16 protein-coding genes are annotated in these 18592 nt (G+C 56.3%); 14 read left to right on the forward strand and 2 right to left on the reverse strand.

Going from position 1 to position 18592, the window contains the following annotated elements; genetic code table 11:
- Window positions 1-11 precede the first annotated feature (11 nt).
- The 14 genes from Q7U76_02265 to Q7U76_02330 all read left to right on the forward strand — a co-directional run bounded on the left by Q7U76_02265 (window position 12) and on the right by Q7U76_02330 (window position 16970).
- On the forward strand, window positions 12-530 hold the full coding sequence (locus Q7U76_02265; GenBank protein MDO8355201.1) for a hypothetical protein: 519 nt from the start codon (window positions 12-14) through the stop codon (window positions 528-530).
- Window positions 531-737: 207 nt separating this feature from the next.
- Complete coding sequence (locus tag Q7U76_02270) at window positions 738-2255, forward strand: hypothetical protein (protein MDO8355202.1); 1518 nt, start codon at window positions 738-740, stop codon at window positions 2253-2255.
- 116 nt (window positions 2256-2371) lie between these two features.
- The gene (locus Q7U76_02275) at window positions 2372-3052 is read left to right on the forward strand and encodes an HD domain-containing phosphohydrolase (protein ID MDO8355203.1); all 681 of its coding nucleotides are present in this window, start codon (window positions 2372-2374) and stop codon (window positions 3050-3052) included.
- The gene (locus tag Q7U76_02280) at window positions 3049-4812 is read left to right on the forward strand and encodes a hypothetical protein (GenBank protein ID MDO8355204.1); all 1764 of its coding nucleotides are present in this window, start codon (window positions 3049-3051) and stop codon (window positions 4810-4812) included. The genes Q7U76_02275 and Q7U76_02280 overlap by 4 nt, the downstream gene beginning before the upstream one ends.
- 606 nt (window positions 4813-5418) lie before the next feature.
- Entirely contained in the window at window positions 5419-5937 is a 519-nt protein-coding gene (locus tag Q7U76_02285) for an AraC family transcriptional regulator (GenBank protein ID MDO8355205.1), read from the forward strand.
- A complete protein-coding gene (locus tag Q7U76_02290; protein ID MDO8355206.1) occupies window positions 5934-7193 on the forward strand; it encodes an efflux RND transporter periplasmic adaptor subunit in 1260 nt (419 codons plus the stop codon). Before Q7U76_02285 ends, Q7U76_02290 begins: the two co-directional genes overlap by 4 nt.
- Complete coding sequence (locus Q7U76_02295) at window positions 7190-7870, forward strand: ABC transporter ATP-binding protein (GenBank protein MDO8355207.1); 681 nt, start codon at window positions 7190-7192, stop codon at window positions 7868-7870. Before Q7U76_02290 ends, Q7U76_02295 begins: the two co-directional genes overlap by 4 nt.
- Window positions 7867-9036 carry an FtsX-like permease family protein gene (locus Q7U76_02300; GenBank protein ID MDO8355208.1) on the forward strand — a complete coding sequence of 390 codons (1170 nt, stop codon included), beginning with the start codon at window positions 7867-7869 and terminating at the stop codon, window positions 9034-9036. Before Q7U76_02295 ends, Q7U76_02300 begins: the two co-directional genes overlap by 4 nt.
- 11 nt (window positions 9037-9047) lie before the next feature.
- Window positions 9048-10220 carry an ABC transporter permease gene (locus Q7U76_02305; GenBank protein MDO8355209.1) on the forward strand — a complete coding sequence of 391 codons (1173 nt, stop codon included), beginning with the start codon at window positions 9048-9050 and terminating at the stop codon, window positions 10218-10220.
- Between the two features lie 188 nt (window positions 10221-10408).
- On the forward strand, window positions 10409-11545 hold the full coding sequence (locus Q7U76_02310; GenBank protein ID MDO8355210.1) for a TonB family protein: 1137 nt from the start codon (window positions 10409-10411) through the stop codon (window positions 11543-11545).
- Window positions 11542-13251: a hypothetical protein gene (locus tag Q7U76_02315; GenBank protein ID MDO8355211.1), complete on the forward strand. Its 1710-nt coding sequence runs from the start codon at window positions 11542-11544 to the stop codon at window positions 13249-13251. The genes Q7U76_02310 and Q7U76_02315 overlap by 4 nt, the downstream gene beginning before the upstream one ends.
- A gap of 72 nt (window positions 13252-13323) precedes the next feature.
- On the forward strand, window positions 13324-15399 hold the full coding sequence (locus Q7U76_02320) for a TonB-dependent receptor (GenBank protein ID MDO8355212.1): 2076 nt from the start codon (window positions 13324-13326) through the stop codon (window positions 15397-15399).
- Between the two features lie 36 nt (window positions 15400-15435).
- Window positions 15436-16374 (forward strand): CbiX/SirB N-terminal domain-containing protein, encoded by a 939-nt coding sequence (locus Q7U76_02325; protein MDO8355213.1) that lies wholly within the window; start codon window positions 15436-15438, stop codon window positions 16372-16374.
- A complete protein-coding gene (locus Q7U76_02330) occupies window positions 16374-16970 on the forward strand; it encodes a PepSY-associated TM helix domain-containing protein (GenBank protein MDO8355214.1) in 597 nt (198 codons plus the stop codon). Before Q7U76_02325 ends, Q7U76_02330 begins: the two co-directional genes overlap by 1 nt.
- Window positions 16971-17430: 460 nt before the next feature.
- Here the strand turns inward: Q7U76_02330 and bfr (Q7U76_02335) are convergent, their stop codons facing one another.
- Together bfr (Q7U76_02335) and bfr (Q7U76_02340) are read right to left on the reverse strand one after the other, a co-directional pair.
- On the reverse strand, window positions 17431-17901 hold the full coding sequence (gene bfr / locus Q7U76_02335) for a bacterioferritin (protein ID MDO8355215.1): 471 nt from the start codon (window positions 17899-17901) through the stop codon (window positions 17431-17433).
- Between the two features lie 8 nt (window positions 17902-17909).
- Complete coding sequence (bfr, locus tag Q7U76_02340) at window positions 17910-18386, reverse strand: bacterioferritin (protein ID MDO8355216.1); 477 nt, start codon at window positions 18384-18386, stop codon at window positions 17910-17912.
- Between the last annotated feature and the right edge of the window lie 206 nt (window positions 18387-18592).

Genomic DNA, 18592 nt, shown 5'->3' on the forward strand with positions numbered 1-18592 from the left:
AGCGTCCCACTATGAAAAATTTCAATCAACGATTCAAAATTCGTGACTCCGATCGCCACATTAGAATGCTCTACACACAGTTCTTACTGCTGATGTTGATCGGATTTTTATTTTCATTCTTTTGGGCCCATAGCATGACCAGCTTATCTCCTCAGGGCATTGCCGACCATTACCGCGGATCGGACGCCACCTTCGGCGAACCGATGTCGTTCCGTGAATTAGCCGAGATCACACACTTCCATTTATTTACCATGCCGGTGGTATTCATGATTCTCGTCCATGTCCTATTTTTGACCAACGCCAGCCCCACAATGAAAGTGTGGCTCTCATGGCTGTCCTTCGCCGGCGTGGGGCTCGATCTCCTGTCTCCTTGGCTCATCAGCTATGTCTCGCCTATCTTCGTATTGACCATGCTGACCGGCGATACGCTCATGATGGCGACCTTTCTCATCATGATGTGGATTCCCCTGTATGAAATGTGGATTTTGAAACAGCCGCTCATGTCCGGCAAACGCCCTGACCCGACATGACCGGGTAGCAGTGCGCACACAGTCTATCTCGGCCAGAGGTTTTTCACCCAGAGCCCAAGATCACGAGAGTGGTCTTGGGCTTTGTGTTTACTGCCCAATGTTCATGATGAAAGGAGTGAGCGTAACAAGGTTATTCAACCACACATAGACCAGAGGCCTCAGAGTCCCGAGTCACTATCTACTTCGTAACAATGCAGGAGAACGTCTATGAAGACGACATTACGACTCGGAGCGCTCATCATCGCATTGTGGCCTGACCTGTCGGTATTTGCCGACGACACAATACTGGAGAAACGCCTTAAACAGGTCGAAGACGAGCTTCGACAGCACCGCGAGACGATCAAGCAATACCAGGAACATGAACGCCGGGAAGGCGCCGGCAATCGACCAGAAGGATCTGCGGGACCGGCTGAGGAACCGGGAATAGGATCGCTCCCAGAGGTCGGGCGTGAGCGACGTGCCGATCAACCGCAGACACTGTCATTCGGGTCAACCGGATCGGGTCGGCTCGTCTATGCCAAGCCGTTCGTCACCGCGCCAAAAGCAATCGTCGGCGGCTATGCAGATGCCACCTTCCGCGCTCAAAGAAAGGGGACCATCGAGAATGGTTATTCAACCATCCGCAATGGCCAGGGAATCACCAACAATTTCGACCAACAACGATTTGTCCCCTTTATTTACGGTGACATTACCGAACACCTCAAGTTCGCCGCAGAGATTGAGATCGAACACGGGATTCGCGAGGAAGGCGGGCCTGATCGCGAAATCGAATTCGGACTTGAATTCGCACATTTCGACTACTTGATCAAGGAAGCCATCAATTTTCGGGCAGGCATCCTTCTCTTGCCTATCGGAAAATTCAACCTGCTGCACGACTCCCCCTTGAACGATTTGACGGATCGCCCCCTCGTCAGCCAATTCATCATTCCCACCACAGTGTCGGAAACTGGAGCCGGGTTCTACGGAACGTTTTACCCAGGAACCACGAGCAAGGTCGACTATGAGCTCTATGTGAGCACTGGCCCCTGCGGTCATGAACCGGACGGAACTCCAACGATCAATGAAGAAAGTGGGACCAGAGGAGCCCGTCAGCGGAAATGCGGAGCCGACGACGGCTTCGATATCAATAACGGCAAAGCGGTTACCGGTCGGCTCGCATATAGCCCCTTTCTCGGTGTTGAAATTGCCGGGTCTGGATACTACGGCAATGCCTCACCCAGCAGCTACAACCCCCTGAGCATAACCGCACTCGATTGGACGCTCCAACGAGGACCATTTGAAATCATCGGCGAAGCAGCATGGGCCTATGCCCGAGGCAATTCCAGAGCCATCCCGAATAATCAATTGGGGTTCGCACCAGGATCACTCCTTACTAGTCTCGGCGGTAGCAGCCTCGGCATCGCCCCTCAGCGCATGGACGGTCTCTATATTCAAGGCAACTATCATTTCATGCCTGAATGGCTGTCGAAACTATCACCTAAACGATTCGGACCTGGCTCAACATTCACAGCCGTCTTTCGCTACGACCGGGTAAATACCAACCTGGATAATAAACAGGGCGGGTTTGGAGAGCTTGAGCAATATTCATTCGGGGTCAACTATCGCCCCATCGAAGATGCCGTCATTAAAGCAAGCTACCAGTATCAACCCAAGGCCTTTGACCCGAACTCTGCGTCGAGAATTCACAACAGTGCGCTGGTGCTCTCCATAGCCACGTACTTCTAAGAAAATGAAAACCGGCGGTCCTCGAAGACCGTCGGCCAGACGAGACGCATTCGACAAAAACTATGACGACCAAGGATCAAGCCAAAACTGCATCTCCGCTAACACACATCTTGTCTATGCTGCACAAGATTGATCGCCTTCGCCTACCCGCTTCCTCTCGCCGCGACGTCGAAAGTATCCTCGTTCGACAAGTGACCAAGGAGTTGGATCACGCCCTCCCCTGGCAGCAGGGGCACGGGCGACGAACCGCAGCGCTCGCAGTGAGCATGGGCAAACGTGCTGGGCTTTCCCATGAGGCCCTGCATCAGCTCAAGCTTGCTTCCCTGCTTCATGACATTGGTCTCCTGACACTTCCTCCACACATCTTTTCAGAACGTCGCCCCTTGGAGGCCGAAACCTATATCGCCATACAATGCCACCCGAGAGTCGGAGCAGAACTCCTCGAACCCTTTCACTTTCTTCGAGAAGCCCGCGTCTTCATCGCCCATCACCACGAACGATGGGATGGGTCAGGCTACCCCTACGGAATCAGGGGGCGATTCATCCCGCTCGAAGCCAGGATCCTTTCCATTGCGGACGCCTTCGATGCGATCGAAGTGCCGGAGATCGAGGCCCCAGCCATCCGGACCAAAGTAGCCTACCGAATTCTGAGAGTTTCAGCAGGAACGCAATTTGACCGTGAGCTTATTGAGGTGTGCGGCCACTGCCTTGAGCAGCCGGATCATCGTCCCCTAATAGCACCATCGGTTTCGCGCCATGATGTTGTGTCAGACCTATTTCATGAGGAATCGCCATGAACCATCACACGTTCCCAGCAATGCCTAGTCTTTCCATCGCATTCTTCGTGCTGGTTGCAGCAGTGACGACCAATGGCTGCTCAGCCGGAGGCAATTCATCCGGTGGATCTTCTAGTCCACTGACAACCGGGACTCCAGGAGCCGAACAAGCAGTCGGTGAACGACTGTTTCTTGAAACCAGATTCGCGCAAGCCTTCAAAGTGTTCTTGGATAATGGCGGCAACGTGAACGATCCGAACACCGACGACGCGGTCGTGAGAACAGTAGAAACCTCGACGCCCGGCTCGCCGATACCCGGTTCAATTAACCCAGGTCCATTCAACGGTCTGTCGATAAATTGCCGTGCCTGTCACATGGTTGATGATGTGTTGACAGCGCCAGGTGGCGGGATGCGGACTTATGCCGACTTCGCGCGCCGGAGTCCAATTCCGGCGAGGGCCGATGGGAAGACTCACGCACCTCGCAATTCACCTGCGCTGGTCAATTCTACTCTGGATCGAACCGGCGGAGTTCTGTTCCATTTCGATGCGGAGTTCAACTCAATGGAGGATTTGATCGCGGCCACGTTCACAGGGAGGAACTTCGGATGGCTCCCCGGTGAACGCCCACAGGCCATCACTCATCTCGCACAAGTGGTGCGAGGCGACAATGGAACCGGCGACCTGGCACAGCAATTTGACGGATTATCGTATCGACTTCTTTTTACAGGGACGAACTCCGCCATCCCCGACGACTTCCGCCTGCCGCCTCAATTCCGCGCCTTTGTGGGATCGGGCACCGATCAGGAGATATTCGACGCCGTGGTGAAAGTGGTCACCGCCTACGTCAACGGGCTGCTTTTCTCGCAAACAGAAGACAGTGGAGCCCCCATCCGCTCACCGTTCGATGTCTTCCTAGAAGTCAACGGGCTTCCCCAGCAGCCGAACCCGAACGAAACTGAACTCGATTATAGCCGGCGCTTACGGGCCTTAATCAACGCGCCAGGGTTCAGCCCGCAATTCGTGACGTCCAACCCGAACCGGACGGATGGCCAATTTCAGTTCCATCCCTCGCAGAACTTCGAATTCGGAGCGGCTGAGCTGGCAGGGTTAAAGATGTTTCTGGCAGAGCCGGCGGCGCTTCCCGCTTCACCTGGTGAATTGACTGCGGGGACGATCGGCAACTGTATCAGCTGCCATGCTGCGCCGAACTTCACGGATTTCAAGCTACACAATACCGGCACTGCGCAAAATGAATATGATGCCATTCACGGAGCCAACCAGTTCGCAGGACTATCGATTCCAAACCTGGTGACCCGCAATGGAAACTACAATCAGTTTCTCCCTGCGACCGAGCTCCACCCTGCGGCAGCAGAGCCCTTCCGGGCAATCCCACTTCTGGCAGATCCAGCATTGACCGACCTTGGAGTCTGGAATATTTTTGCCAATCCCGACATGCCTGGCCCCCAGGCAAAAATTCGAACCATCTTATGCGATGACCAACAGCCCTGCCCGCTATCGGACAGTGTCCTGCTCGATCGGGCTATCGCGCGGTTTAGAACCCCCGGTCTTCGGGATCTGAGCCACTCTGCTCCCTACATGCATACGGGACAGTTCGACACATTGGACGACATCATCGGGTTCTATCGAGGAGTCTCCTCGCAAGCCCGTGCGGGGTCACTGCGAAACGGCGCCTCCCAACTCCAAGGCATCGCGCTGACAGCCGGCGATGTCACGTCGCTGGTTGCATTTTTAAAATCGCTGAACGAGGACTACCAATAGGAGCGCTCGAAAGAGCATAGACCGTGCAGCCGGTGACCGACACACCGGCCACGGAGTGGGAGTGCCATCCCACTTCGCAGGCGGGGGCCCTCACGTCCTCCTGAGGCCCTCCGCCCCACCTTATTGAATTGAGTTGTCCGTCCTGATTCGCCCGTCGATCAGGATAGACTAGGCCAAAGGACAGAAAGTCCAGAGCCCATGGTTGTTCAACAGCCATGGGCTTTTGTTTTCATAGGAGTATCCCGTGGAGAGACACACCCAGGAACGACCCGACGGCCATGACATCCGCTGCGCGTGCGGGCAACTCCTGGCGAGATGGACACGTAACGGACTGGAACTCAAGTGCAAGCGCTGCCGACGGCTCCTGCACATACCATTTGAATCGATTGGGGGCAGGCCCCCCTATCGGACGTAGGCGATCGACAGTCATACGCACCCGATGCTTGACGCAGGGTATATAGACCAGAGGATATGAATCCTGAGCCCAACATGACCCAGGCACGGCCCCTACTCGTTGGTCAGGCGGCCTGGCAGGAGCGAAAACACCCTAGAGGTGTCCGATCATCCATGGCAAAACCGGCACACTCGATGATGCTGCCTGACCGTATGAAAACGCTGCTTGCGCAGCTTCGTCGGCATGCTCCGCATGCAGCCGAACAACTCTTGAATGCTCAAACGGAGCGTGAGGTCCGGGATGTGATCTGTCAATTGTTCGACCTCACCTCCGTGCCGACAGACGCACATGACGCCACAGTCACACCGAAGAATCTTCCTCTGCACATCGCGCAATACATTGACCTCAATCTGCCCAAAGGACTGACCCTCAAGACGTTGGCGCAGTTCCTCGGTTATTCGGAGAAATACTGTTCCGACTTCTTTCAATCGACCATGGGGGAGTCTTTTTCTTCCTATCTCAAACATCGTCGACTGGAGAGAGCCACGCTCCTGCTCGCCGCCACAGAGAAAAGCATGGCTGAAATCGCGGCGGCGCTGGGATTCAGCGATCAATTCGCCTTCAGCCATTTCTTCAAACGCGCCACCGGCCAATCGCCGGTTCACTTTCGATTGCAGCACAGTCAGCACCAACACCGTTCCCCCTTACTTTTGCCGGAAGGATCCCGATGACAGGCGCACCGATACGCGATGCCGATGTGTCCGTCCTGACCTTGCCGCGAGACGAAGCCCCTCGCACTCCACGCCCGCCACGGTCATGGCTCAAATGGGTGACGGCAGGAATCGCCGCAGGCTGTTCTCTAACAGCATTATATTGGTATGCACCCCGCTCATCGTCCTTGCCGGAAGTGGACACGGTACCGATGCGTGTCGTTGGCAGACAGACCCTGACCTCACCTCTCACCGCAAGCGGCTACGTGGTGGCACAGCGCCAGGCCTCTGTGGCTTCCAAAGGGACCGGACGCCTCGAATATCTCGGCGTCACAGTCGGAAGCCATGTCAAGACGGGAGACATCATTGCACGAGTCCAGCAAGACGACGTGCAGGCGATCCACAACCAGGTTCGCGCACGCCTGAACGTAGCCAAAGCAGCCTTGGCAAATGCGCAAGCAGAATTACGGGATGCTCAACTGAGCTATACCCGCACCAAAGCTCTGTTGCCGAATCAATTCGTCTCGCAAGCCGAGTTCGATACGGCCTCGACGCGCCTCCGGCGGGCTGAAGCGGCCGTGCGGTCGTCCGCAGCCGCGATTACCGCCGCTGAAGCGGACGTGCAAACCGCCGATGTGATGCTGGAAAACACGCTGATTCGGGCTCCGTTCGAGGGAACAGTCCTCAAGAAGTTCGCCGAGATCGGTGAAGTCGTCGCGCCCATGGCCGGCTCTGCCAGTTCGCGCGGAGCGGTGGTGCTCATCACGGACATGACATCGCTCTCGGTCGAGACCGAGATCTCGGAATCCTCGATCTCTCAGATCGAGCAAGGCCAATCGGCCGATATCACCCTAGATGCAGTGCAAGGCAAGCATTACCCCGCGACGGTCGACCAAATCGTGCCGACTGCCGACCGATCCAAGGGCACAGTGCTGGCGAAAGTTCGCTTCGTCGAGCGTGACGATCGCGTACTCCCGGAAATGAGTGCCAAGGTTTCCTTCACACCGGTCGCTCGATCGAGCGATTCGGCACAACCTCGGCTGTTTGTTCCTTCGTCCGCACTCGTGCAGAAAAACGGCCGACCCGTCCTCTATGTACTCGAAAACGAGACCGCCCGTGAAGTCTCCGTAGAAGAAGTGTCCATGAGCGGTGGAGACAGCGAGGTCCGCGGGATGCTGGCGGCATCGGCACAAGTGATCCTCGCGCCACCGTCATCGCTACAATCGGGCATGAAAGTCCGTCTCCGAATATCCCAGCAAGAGGAGCATCAGCCATGAATCAGCCTGTCGTTGAATTCCAACGTGTCTCCAAATCCTATTTTCGAGAGGAACAAGAGATACCGGTCCTAAAAGATTTCAGCTTGTCCGTTCCACGGGGACAATTTCTTGCCATCATGGGACCGTCTGGATCCGGCAAAACCACGATCCTCAATCTGGTCGCAGGCCTAGACCGTCCCACTCAGGGCACCATCCACGCAGCCGGTCTTGCCGTCTCGCAGCAAGGGGAGTCGGATCTCGCCAGATGGCGGGCCCGGCACATCGGCTTCATATTCCAATTCTACAATCTCATTCCGGTATTAACCGCAGCGGAAAACGTGGAACTGCCGCTACTGCTCAGCACGCTGACACGACGAGAGCGATTCACGCATGTCCAGGCAGCCCTCGGTCTTGTCGGGTTGCATGATCGGGTCCATCATTACCCCCGTCAGTTGTCGGGGGGACAGGAACAGCGAGTCGGGATCGCGCGTGCCATCGTCAGCGACCCCACAATCTTATTGGCGGATGAACCCACCGGCAACCTCGATCGAACCGCAGCCGAAGCCATCATGGCGCTTCTCTCGCGGCTGCATCACGAACTCAACAAGACGATCCTCATGGTGACCCACGATCCACGGGCCGCGGACTATGCCCAGGAGACTCTCCATTTCGACAAAGGAACGGTGACGCGCTCATGACGCTTGGAACATTGATCGTTCGCAATCTCCGGCGGCATTCCCTGCGCGTCGTACTGACGGCACTCGGCATCGCCACCGTCATCCTCGCTTTCAACCTCATCGTCACAACGGTTCGTGCCTGGTACGCGGGCGTCGAGGCCTCAATCCCCAACAGACTGATCGCTCGCCATGCCGCCTCGCTGTCCATTCATCTTCCGCTCGCCTATCGAGACCGTATCGCCACGCTGGATGGAGTGACCGGCGTCACCTACGCCAACTGGTTCGGCGGTGTATACCGTGACGCCAAGGGATTTTTCCCTCAGTTCGCCGTCGAACCGGCTTCGTTTCTGGATCTCCACTCCGAACTGTCGATAACGGACGAAGAGCGCCACGCCTTTCTCAGCGATCGGCGTGGCTGTGTGATCGGCCGTCGGCTGGCGGCGCTGTACGGCTGGAAAGTCGGAGACGTGATCGCGCTCAAGGGCACGATCTATCCCGGAGACTGGGAATTCGTCGTGCGAGGGATATACCGCGGCAACGACAGTGCCACGGATGAAACCTGGATGCTGCTGCGCTGGGATTACATGAACGAACGCCGGCAGCAAATAGACCCCGATCGGGCCGGCACGGTCGGCTGGTACGTCATCCGCATCGCCGATCCGTCCCTTGCCGGGCGTGTGAGCCGGGCGGTGGATGCGGAATTCGGCAATTCCACGGCAGAGACCAGAACGGAAACCGAGCAAGCGTTTCAAGCCGGATTCGTCGCCATGTCCGGGGCCATTATCAGCGCGCTGAAACTTCTGGCGATCGTGCTGAACGGCGTCACGCTGCTGGTGCTCGCCAATACCCTCGTCATGGCGGTGCGCGAGCGCACGAAGGAATTGGCTGTGCTGCGAACGCTCGGCTTTCGGCCAAGCCACCTGGCGGGCTTGGTCACGGGAGAAGCGCTGCTCATTGCAGGGATCGGCTCTGCCCTGGGCATCGCGATCACAATCCCCGCCTCGCACTTCTATGGGGTGCTCGTTGCCGCCAAACTGGGAAACTTCTTCCAACATCTGACATTGCACCTAAGCACACTACTGTTGAGCGCATCGGTCACGCTCTGCATCGCCGTCTGCGCAGCGGTATTCCCCATTCTTGCACTCTTGCGCGATAAGATCGCGGAGGACTTGCATAACGCCGGATAGGATCCTGATCCATGAAACTTCTTTTGGCCTACAGTGTTCGAAACGTCTGGGTGCGGAGCAATACGGCGGCGCTGACCGTAGCCGGGCTGGCACTGGTCAGCTTGATTCTGCTGGCGGTCCTCATGCTGGGAAATGGGTTGAACCGGGCGCTGGTTGAAAGCGGTTCACCGAAGAACGTCCTGCTGCTGCGCAAAGGCGCGACCACGGAAATCTCGAGTGGGATCTACCGCGACCAAGCGCATATCGTGCGCACACTCGCTGACGTCGCACAAGCTACTGGCGGCGCCCCCCTGGCTATTCCTGAATTGGTTGTCTTGATCAGCCTCGCAAAAGATGGAGCCGATACCCCTGCGAATGTCGTCGTCCGAGGCACGCAACCGGAGGCATTCCTCCTGCGGCCACAGGTTCGGCTGAGACAGGGGCGCGCCTGGCAACCAGGCACGACGGAAATCGTCATCGGCGCGCAAGTCGCCAAGCGATTTCTCCGCGACGGCATCGGCTCTCACCTGCGCATAGGAAAACGGGAGTGGCTCGTCGTTGGCATCACGGAGGCTCAGGGAACAGCCTTCGAATCGGAAATCTGGGGAGATGTCGACCAACTCATGTCCACCTATGGACGGGATTCCTATTCGTCCTTAACGCTGCGCCTGCCCGCCCCCTCCGCCTTCCAAGGCATCGAGGACGCGATCGGATCGGACACGCGCCTCCTCCTCCAAGTGAAGCGGGAGCGCGACTACTATCAGGAGAAATCAGTCGCGATGTCGACCTTCATTCGTCTTCTCGGACTTACTTTTACTATCATCTTCGCGTTCGGCGCCATTCTGGGAGGCACCATGACCATGTACGGAGCGGTCGCGTCTCGCACCAGAGAAATCGGCATGCTCCGCGCGTTGGGATTTCCCCGGCGGAAAATACTCGCCGCGTTTCTCCTTGAGTCTCTCATGCTCGGAGCCTTCGCGGGCCTGCTCGCCATCGGGGGAGGCATGGCATTGCAGTTTGTCACACTTTCAACGATGAACTTCAGTACCTTTTCAGAACTCGCATTTCGCCTGACACTGACCCCTGCATCCGCGCTGATCACGATGGGGTTCGCGTTGGGCATCAGCATCGTCGGGGGAATCCCTCCGGCAATTCGAGCCGCCCGTCTTCCTGTAACCGCCGCATTGCGCGCCCCAGGCCGGTAGCGCCTATTCCCTCCCATCCCAGCAACTTCTTTCTCCCTGAGCCACGATTTCAGGAAACAGAACATGCACACCTGGCGACCAGACATGGGCAAGGCAAAACCAAATCATGTATATGATTTTGAGAATTGATATCATCATAGACCGAGGAGCTCGCCCGTCGGTTCACATACAGGAATCCATATATCGCCATGACCGCGCCGACACATCACCCCCGACATCTGTTGCCAGCCTGGGGCTTCTCGTTATCCATTCACGCAATCGTGATGGGCATTGCGATCTCGCTGCTTCACGATCTTCCCAGACCACAGCCTCCTGTGCTGCGCATGGAGTTCCTCTTAACCGATCCCAAGAGTGTGACTGACGCAGCGCCCCCCCAAGACACCGCCACCGAACCGCCCTCCCCCGCAATGCCATCCTCCCCCCGCACGACCAGCACCTCGCCTACGCGCGTGATCGAGCAACGGACTCCCATCGAGTCTTCGATCGTTCAACGGATGGTGAACCCAGTCGCTACGGCTACCGTGGTACAGCGAGAAAAGAATCCGTCGGCCACGATGCACGATTCCACTCCCATAGAAAAGCCTGCGCCAATTGAACAACAGCTTGAAACCCTGCCGCCTGTGACCGAATCCAGCAAGCCTGCCACCATGAATACCGCCGAGGCGATTGAACGCCCGGTCCTGACCGCATTCGCACACGTTACAGCGAGTCCTGCTGCGGAGCCAATTATCAAAAGCCTCCAAGATGGCATGTCGCATTCTTCATTTGCTGCATCCGAGAGCGCTCAGGATACAACTGAGACTACTAAGAGCCTCTTATCGGATTCAGTCAATTCACCTGCTTCATCTCCCATTGACCACGCTCCCTCATCGCAGCCGACGAGCCAATCTTCCGCCACCGCGCCTCAACCAGGGCCTCAGACCGGCAACTCTTCGTCGCCCATGTCACAAATGGATTCAGGTTTACCTGCTACCACTCCGCAACAAACTGTCGTGATGAACCATCCCGCTATCACGCGGACCATTCCATCGAGGCCGGACTATGGATGGCTGAATGAATTACTGAAACGTCGGATCATGAGCCTGCAAGCCTATCCTCGCCTGGCACGCATGCAGGGATGGGAAGGTGTCGTCGTCGTCAAGGCCAGGATCAAGAGCGACGGCAGCTTGCTCGACGCGGTCGTCACGGAAAGCTCGGGATACGCCTCCTTAGATGAAGACGCACTGAAGCTTATGCAGCGCGCCTGTCCCATTCGCCTACAGCAGGACCTTGGTCAATCACAGATCGATGTGCTGATCCCGATTCACTACAGACTCGAACGATGAAGAAAGGAAATACCTCCATGTTCAAACAATCGATATCGGTCATCACAGCAGTGATGATGCTCGGTGCAAATTGGATCCCGGCCGACGCTGCCCCCTCGAAGATCGGATTTCTCGTGGTTGCTTCCGACCGAGGCTTTCTCGGCAATCGGGAACTCCGATCTCTTCTGGACGAATTTAAGAAATCCTACCCGGCCACACTAGCGTTGGTCGGGGGAAACTACTCCGGCGTAGAAGGCGAATATGCCGCATACCTCACCCGTGCGGCCCAGGAGCTGAAGCAAGCAGGCGCCACCGAGATCGTTGCGATTCCCCTGTTTCTTTCCGAAGCCGATCCACTGCTCAAACGAGTCATGCCGCTGGTTCCCGCTTACACCGGCGGTCTTCCCGTCCGATGGGCCCCGGCGATGGCGCACGATTATCTCATCGGCCAGATCGTGCTCGATCGTGTGGAGGCCTTGAGCGAACATCCCGAATCGGAACGTTTGATCGTGGTCGCCACCGGCGCGCTCGATAGCGCCAGCGAGAAGGCGATTCGAACAGACGCCGAACAGCTCGTCCAATACGTCGCACGATATAAGCATTTTCGAGAGGCCGAGGCCGTCGTCTACTACGATCGCGAAGCGGAGAACGCAGAGCAGAAAAATGCAGAGATCAAAGCGCGCTTGTTGGCCCAGATGGCCAAGCAAGGCCGTACGTTACTGGTGCCTGCCTTCATCGGACCCAAGTTCGACCATGCCATGTCCCTCAGCAGTTGGCTCGACGGTCAATTCAAGCAGACACAGGTCGCCTACAAACCGGAGGAATTACTCCCCCACCCCAATGCGCTGCTCTGGCTGAAGAAAACCGCGAACCGAGAAACGCCTCTGACGGCAAGCCAAATCGGTGTCGTGATCATGCCGCACGGATCGACCCAACCGTGGAACGATGCCGTAGAAAGCACGATCCAACCCCTCATGGAGAAATATCCGATCGAGATGGCCTACGGCATGAGCGATCCATACATCATTCAAGATGCCGTCTCGCGATTGGAGCAGCGCGGGATCAGACGAATCGTCTTCGTCCGGATGTATGCCTTGGACCATCAAATGAAACCGACGACCGACTACATTCTGGGTTTGACTGAGCATGCTCCTGCCGACGGTCACGGCAGCGGACATAGCCAAACATCCGTCGCACCCCCTCAAGTCCGCACAGCCACGCTGTTTTCGACGTTTGGAGGCTATGAGCAGAACCAAGAGATTGCGCTCGTCCTTCATAAGCGGATTGCCGAGCTCAGCAAAGACCCCAGAAATGAGACCGTGCTGCTGCTCGCACATGGAGAAGCCACAGACGAAGGCAACGACAAATGGCTGGCCGTCATGAGCCAGAACATCGACCGACTCCGGCAGGACCCGCACTGCGCCAAGCTGAAAACGATCAGGGCGCTTACGGTCCGCGAAGACTGGCCCAAAGAACGTGAGAAAGCCGTCGCGGGCGTTCGTGCCACGATCGAGGAAGCCAGCAAGCATGGACGTGTCCTCGTAATCGCCAACCGGCTGTATGGCTCCGGTCCCTATAAATCGATGCTCAAGGGATTGACCTACGAGATCAACGAGAAAGGACTGGTCGATCCCGTTCTGACCGATTGGCTGCGGGACGGCATGACACGCATAACGGCTGAACTGATCCCGTCAAAGAGCGAGCAACCGGCGCAGGCGCATCCCTAGGCTGCCCGCCATCCGATGAAGGAACGATTCACAAACACACCGGGTTTATCACACACACAAAGGATCTGTTGCATGAAGCTGCTAGAGAAGAACTGTCCCCCGAATGTTCCGTTGCTGCTCGTTGTCCTGACTGTTTCGCTCCTCCAGATCGCCCCACCACCAGTGCAGGCCGCAGAAGAGCCTCCGGTACCCGCGACCGACTCTTCCCAAGGCAATTCCGACCAACGATCATCGACGCTTCCCTCCGCCGCCACAGGACAGAACGGTCTCCGTGTCGACGATATTGTCATCACCGGGACCTGGACGCCACACGCGCAGAAGGACTCTCCGGTCGAGATTGAGCGGATCACGTCGAAAATGCTGGGACAAGCCGGGGCAACGGGCATACGGCAAGTCTTGCAGGACGTTCCCGCCATCGAGTTACGCCGGAGCGCGGGCGGATTCCAAAACTTTCAAATTCAGGGTCTGGAAAGCAAGCACACGCTGTTTCTGGTCAATGGCCAGGAGCTCATCGGTTCAGTCGAAGGCGCCACATTTTCGCGAGATTTGCTGGCCTCCCCGGAAATCGAATCGATCGAAATCGTCAAAGGTGGAGCCTCTGTGCAGTACGGAAGCGACGCCATCGGCGGCGTCATCAATATCCGCACGAGAAAAGCCACTCAGCCGGTGGGCGCCACTCTCATCGGCCAATACGGTCGTTTCAACACCGTGACGACATTCGCTGCACCTGAATTCCGAAGCGCGGATGGGAAATTCGGCGGATACATCTCGGCCGGGGTCTCCAAGTCGGACGGAGTTGACTACACGCAGAACACACCTGCCACTAATGGCGATCCCAACTTTTCCACCAAAACCGTGAGCGGAAATTTCGACTATGCCCTTTCGAATTCCGCCAAGCTCTCCCTCTACACACACTACACCGACGATGACCGCGTGAGCCGCGGAGGGGCCACCTCCGCTTCCACGAGAACCCAGACAACCAGCAACAATGAGCGTGCCCAAACCGTACTCCGTTGGGACTGGAGTCCTGACGCGGTGTCTACGTTGTCTTTCTGGGGCCACCACCAGACCTTTCAGAACGATTCACGAACCAACATTTTGAGCAACGGAGTTCAGAATAGGCTCTCGCGATTTACGCAAGAGCTCTGGGAACCACAATTCCAATACACGAGACAACTCGGGCAGCACCAGCTCTTCACAGTCGGCGGCGAACACGATATCCGCAAGATTCGCGGACAGAATTTCTCCAACGGGAGCCCCATCCTCAATCTTACAGAGTCGGCAGGATGGTTCCAAGATGAGATCTCGGTTCTCCCCTGGATGGATATCCTCCTCGGCAGTCGCTACACCACGAACAGCGAGGCCGGAGGGTTCTGGAGTCCCCAAACGACCCTTCTTCTCAAGCCCGGAAACTTTCGGGGACGATTTACCTATACACGCGGTTTCCGAAGTCCTGGCCTGGACGAACTCAGCGCCTCCTTCATCGAGGGAGGATTTGCTGGAGTCGTCGGCAACGCCAATCTGGAGCCTGAAAAGTCGACGAGTTATACCGGGAATCTCGAATACTATTTCCCACGGGGCAAGATCGGAGCATCGCTCTTCCGCCATGAAGTGAGCAATCTCATCCAATTTATTGGAGGAACCTGCTCAGGCTCCGACCTTGCAAATTTGCCGGGTATTGCAGCCCCCAATTGCCTCAAAGCACAGAACATTGCGGCCACAACGAGCCAAGGGTTCGAGTTGGAGGCGGGTGCCAGACCCGTAGATTGGCTGTCCTTCGAAACCGGCTACATGTACCTCGACTCCAAAGACGACAATACCGGGCAATACCTCTTCAATCGTTCCCGGCATGCGTGGAAAACACGGATGAACGTCGAGTACGAGGGATGGAACTTCACCACTCGCGTTCGCTACTTCTCCTCTTTTGGGTTCACCGATGCCAATTCGAACGGACGAATCGATCGGAACCCGAGCGAGCTTGCACCCTCAAATATTCAGGTGGACATGCGGCTCTCTAAAACTCTGAAGAACGGGATCGAATTGTATCTTGGCGCCGACAATATTACAGAGTCGCGGGTCCCAGTCAGCACATCTTTTCCTCTGGAAGGCCAGCATCTCTACTACGTGGGCATGAAGATGACGATGTAATTGGACTGCGAACGTTTCTTTCACTGGAGGTGCTCTATGTTGTTCCTCATCATGTTGTTCATTGCCCTGCCTCTCGTAGTCGGTCCTGACGACCTGCTCGCGGCAGGTGCCCCCTCGCCGCAAGACAGCGGTCAGCAAAAGATCGGGGTCTTGCTGGTCAATCACGGATCTCGGTCCGTTACGTGGCGTCAATCGCTCTTGAACCTCGAAGCGCAAGTCGCCTCGCCAATATTGGCGCACTCGACCGTCAAGGGTCTGAAAACCGCTTTTATGGAATATACGGAACCGTCTATCGCCACCCGCATGAAGGAGTTCGACCGGGAAGGGTTTACGGATATCATCATTGTGCCGGTGTTCCTCACCGTCAGCCCGCACACGTTCGACGATATTCCGACCATTGTGGGCTTGAAAGAGGATGCGCATTCCATGCAGCAACTCAAGATCGAAAATATCGAACGCTACACCTCGAAGGCCAAACCTCACATCACCCCGCCGCTCGACTTTACGGATATCCTTCAGCAAAACCTGCTGAGACGAGTGACCGCCCTCTCGAAGAATCCGGCCCAGGAAGGGCTGGTCCTCATCGGATACGGCGATGAGACCTACGACAAGGAGTGGGTCGAACTGTTCGATAAGGCGGCAGACTACGTTCGGCAACACACAGGGATTGCCGGGTACTCCTATGGCTGGTGCGGTCACATCGCAAACTATAAGCCTGAAGAAACGACCGCGGCAATCAATACCGTGCTCAAGAATGCGCGCACGGCCCTCGTGATCCCCGTACTCGTCGCGCACGATGAACAGTTTCAAATCAAGATTATCGGCGATGGGATTGCCAAAGTGCCCGACAACAAGAGCCGGGTCCTCTATAAACCGGATTCGATCCTGCCCGATCCGAATGTCGAGCGCTGGGTGGTCTCTGTGACGGATGAGTATCTGCGCAAGGTTCAGCCGCGGATATCCCGAGCCAACTGATGCTGGGATGGACAAGAAATAGATTCCGCTGGCCGGAACGGGAAGCCCTGGCGCGGTTTAACCTGGCCGCGCACAGAGATATTGGATACATCTGTGCCTCCCTCATTCTCGCCTATTGTGTATCGGGCATCGCCCTCAACCACATTGGCGATTGGAACCCGGACTTCGTGATTTCGAAACGAACGATTTCCTTACCTCGTTCGTATGAGAAGACCGCCATAACACAAGAAGCGATCAGCGATTTTGGAACGCTCGTGAATGAAGAGACCTACAAAGTCTATGACTTCCCGACCCCCGATCAAGTGAAGATCTACTATGACAACGCCTCGCTGCATCTCAATTTTTCGACCGGGAAAGGGACCTATGAGAAAGTGGCGAGGCGACCAGTGTTGTACCAAGCCAACGCCTTGCACCTCAATCGTCTCAAAGGCTGGAAATGGGCTTCGGACGTCTTCGCGCTCATCCTCATTATTCTCAGCCTAACCGGGCTCTTCGTCTTACGGGGAAAGCATGGGATGGCTCGGCGAGGTAAATGGCTGGTAGCGGCCGGGATGCTGCCGCCATTGCTGGCCCTGCTGATCTTCGAGCTCAAATAGGCAACCAGTACTTTCAATCGCAAGAGCAACCGAACGAGGGAACATGAAATGACCTGCAGAAAATGCAATGGGCTACTGATCTCTGAAAGAGTCTTGGATTTCTATGCTCACATAGAGCGCTGGAAATGCATCAACTGCGGAGCATCGGCCTCGATCAATTCATCCTCTTCAGCTCACGACAGACTCGACCGGAATGCTTCCACCTTGGAGAAAACTGCTCCTGGCCATAACCGGCGTTAGCAACTGGCATCGGCGAGAACGTTGACATGCACATCATAACTAAGAGAATCATGCGGCCTTCAGGCTGAAAGATCGGTCTCCTGCTCACATACACCAGCCCTGAAGTGGGAGTTGTGCCTTCCCACTTCAGGGGCGGGGACCCTCTCGTCCTCCTGAGGCCCTCCGCCCTCTCATTCGAACAGGGATAGGGAAACCCTATAGCGCCACGAGGAAAGATCCGCTACTTCTTGATCTGCTCGGCGAGATACCGGTCGAGGCCAACCTGACCGATCGTCCTGAGCTGGGTCTCAAACCAATCGACATGCTCCTCCGAGTCGACCACCATGTCTTCCATCAAGTGGCGGGTTGTGAAATCTCCACCCTTGGCACAATGGACAATGGCTTTTCGGAGGGACTCGACATCTTCACGTTCAAATCCCAGATCTGCCTTGAACAGGTCTTCCACCGTGCGCCCCGCCCCCACCTGATCGAGATGCGCGACATCCGGGGTCCCGTCCAAATAGAGAATGTGATCGATCAGGCCGGAGGAATGACTGACTTCCTCTTGCGCCAAATGGCTGAAGTGTTCATGCAGTCGCTCATAACCCCAATTCTTACACATGGCCGCATGCAGCAGGTATTGGTGTACGGCCGTCAGCTCCGACTTCAAGACCTGATTGAGGAACTCGACGACGCCTTCCTTGGCTTTCATGATCGCCCTCAGCTCTCTTTCTTGATCTGTTCGGCGAGATAGTTCTCCAGGCCGACCTGCTTGATCGTTTCCATCTGCGTTTCGATCCAGTCGATATGCACATCGACATCCTTCGCCATATCTTCGAACATGTGGCGGGTCGTGAAATCCAGAACCTTCGTGCAATGGACGATGCCTTCGTTCAGCAATGTCAGCATTTCCTGCTCAGCTTTGAGGTCGAGCTTGAGCTGCTCAGGAACCGTTTCCCCCACCTGGACGGTATTCATGCGTTGTACGTTCGGCACACCTTCCAGATAGAGAATGTGCCCGATAAGTTCATCGGCATCCTTCATCTCGTCGATGCTGCGCTCCCGCACTGTATGCTGGAGCCGCTCATAGCCCCAGTTCTCACACATCTTGGCATGGACGAAATATTGATTGATCGCGGTCAGATCTGCGGTCAGCACCTTATTCAGGACGTTGACGACACCCTCTTTTGCTTTCATGGTTTCTCCCCTTTCTTACGTTGGATTGGCCCTCATCGTTAGGGGCGCACATGTGGGTCATCTAAGCCGAAGGCTCAGGCAGGACACATACATTCATTATCGGCACCTGCAGGCCATTCGTCAACCAAGCGGCAGGAGACAAGGCCGTCCATCAGCCGGCACCGATGACATGAATGTTCACTGTCGATTCAATCGAGGAGGCGAAG

Source organism: Nitrospirota bacterium (assembly GCA_030645475.1).
In the GTDB taxonomy this organism is placed as follows: domain Bacteria; phylum Nitrospirota; class Nitrospiria; order Nitrospirales; family Nitrospiraceae; genus Palsa-1315.

Bases quoted from the DNA above. Each gene is read 5' to 3' on its own strand.
- Q7U76_02305 (MDO8355209.1), top strand. From the start codon at position 9,048: ATGAAACTTCTTTTGGCCTACAGTGTTCGAAACGTCTGGGTGCGGAGC.
- Q7U76_02270 (MDO8355202.1), top strand. From the start codon at position 738: ATGAAGACGACATTACGACTCGGAGCGCTCATCATCGCATTGTGGCCT.
- Q7U76_02295 (MDO8355207.1), top strand. From the start codon at position 7,190: ATGAATCAGCCTGTCGTTGAATTCCAACGTGTCTCCAAATCCTATTTT.
- Q7U76_02300 (MDO8355208.1), top strand. From the start codon at position 7,867: ATGACGCTTGGAACATTGATCGTTCGCAATCTCCGGCGGCATTCCCTG.
- bfr (MDO8355215.1), bottom strand. From the start codon at position 17,901: ATGAAAGCCAAGGAAGGCGTCGTCGAGTTCCTCAATCAGGTCTTGAAG.
- Q7U76_02275 (MDO8355203.1), top strand. From the start codon at position 2,372: ATGCTGCACAAGATTGATCGCCTTCGCCTACCCGCTTCCTCTCGCCGC.
- Q7U76_02325 (MDO8355213.1), top strand. From the start codon at position 15,436: ATGTTGTTCCTCATCATGTTGTTCATTGCCCTGCCTCTCGTAGTCGGT.
- Q7U76_02265 (MDO8355201.1), top strand. From the start codon at position 12: ATGAAAAATTTCAATCAACGATTCAAAATTCGTGACTCCGATCGCCAC.
- Q7U76_02285 (MDO8355205.1), top strand. From the start codon at position 5,419: ATGAAAACGCTGCTTGCGCAGCTTCGTCGGCATGCTCCGCATGCAGCC.
- Q7U76_02315 (MDO8355211.1), top strand. From the start codon at position 11,542: ATGAAGAAAGGAAATACCTCCATGTTCAAACAATCGATATCGGTCATC.
- Q7U76_02330 (MDO8355214.1), top strand. From the start codon at position 16,374: ATGCTGGGATGGACAAGAAATAGATTCCGCTGGCCGGAACGGGAAGCC.
- Q7U76_02310 (MDO8355210.1), top strand. From the start codon at position 10,409: ATGACCGCGCCGACACATCACCCCCGACATCTGTTGCCAGCCTGGGGC.
- Q7U76_02320 (MDO8355212.1), top strand. From the start codon at position 13,324: ATGAAGCTGCTAGAGAAGAACTGTCCCCCGAATGTTCCGTTGCTGCTC.
- bfr (MDO8355216.1), bottom strand. From the start codon at position 18,386: ATGAAAGCAAAAGAGGGTGTCGTCAACGTCCTGAATAAGGTGCTGACC.
- Q7U76_02290 (MDO8355206.1), top strand. From the start codon at position 5,934: ATGACAGGCGCACCGATACGCGATGCCGATGTGTCCGTCCTGACCTTG.
- Q7U76_02280 (MDO8355204.1), top strand. From the start codon at position 3,049: ATGAACCATCACACGTTCCCAGCAATGCCTAGTCTTTCCATCGCATTC.